Origin of the sequence: Microvirga arvi (genome assembly GCF_016892765.1) — a bacterium.
Lineage (GTDB): Bacteria > Pseudomonadota > Alphaproteobacteria > Rhizobiales > Beijerinckiaceae > Microvirga > Microvirga arvi.
In genome coordinates this window covers 1-1087 of record NZ_JAFEMD010000190.1, presented here as the reverse complement: position 1 = coordinate 1087, position 1087 = coordinate 1, and the positions used below count along the sequence as shown (strand labels likewise).

Here is a 1087-nt window from a genome sequence, read left to right as displayed (position 1 = left end):
GTAGTCGGCCCTGAACAATGCAGTTTGCTCAGGCGGCAATTGGATTCCAGGGTTCGGGGAAAGTATCCGATTGCGCGGATGAGCCCATTAGAGCCGCCATGAGCCAAGCGACAAACAGTCTGAGCCACGTCAGTATCAGCCGCAGGTTATGTCCGGCGGCCACGAGCAGCGCGTTCATCGCATCACCCGCGGCTCCGAGCAGGTGATTGCGTCCCAGCCGCCCGTCCGCCTTCATGTGCCCGATCATCGGCTCGATCGCGGACCGGCGTCTCAGTTCCCGCTTGATCGTGGGCGTCAGACCCCGCCGCTGTCGCGTGATGAATACCCGATCCGTCTTGGCGTAGTCATGCCCACGATAGCCCTGGTCGACGTAGATGCGTGCGGGCTCCACGTCCGTCATGGCAACGACCTGATCGATCGTCGTGCCGAGCGTATGGCCGTCATACGGATTGCCCTCCAGCGATTTGGAGGCGAGCACGAAGCCTTCGCGGTTGGTCAGTGCCAGTGCGACCTTGCTGCCGAACTCGTACGGCCGATGCGCCTTGCCTTTGGCGATGCACACCACCTCGGGCGCATGCAGGCTGTAAAGTTTGTTCTTGCTCGTGCGCTCCTGGATCAGAAGACGCTCCGTCAGGCCGAGCAGAGGAGCAAACCGGCGTGAGAGAACCTCATCACGGGCGACTTTCCTGGCGATATCGCGATAGACCCGGCCCAAATAGGTCTTCAGCCGCTTCAGTTCGCGGCGCATGCGTCGCATCTGCCGGGCATGGGCATAGCGCCCGACCTGCACAGTGGCGCGCTTAGCCAGGCGGGTGTGAGCCTGCCGCAGCTCGAGGCCGTGCCGCTTGGCCTGCCGCACCAAAGCCTGCAGTGCCTTGAGATAGAGCTTCGCGTCGGTGGGATGGGTGATGGCCTTGGGTTGCACCGTCGTATCGACGCTGATCCGCTCCAAACTGGAGGGCCGCACCGCGCCGCTCTCCAGCCCGGCCTGGATGGTGGCGGCCAGCAGCTTCTCCAGTCCCTCGGGTCCGAGCCGCTTGCGCCAGCGCGTCAGCGAGCTGGGATCACACGGCAGCTCATGCTGGAA

1 protein-coding gene is annotated in these 1087 nt (G+C 63.8%); it reads right to left on the bottom strand.

Features of this window, described 5'->3' with window-relative positions; translation table 11 throughout:
* Positions 1-28: 28 nt before the first annotated feature.
* The coding region (locus ILT44_RS30465) for an IS5 family transposase (protein ID WP_204243349.1) at positions 29-1087 on the bottom strand (1059 nt) is incomplete at its 5' end.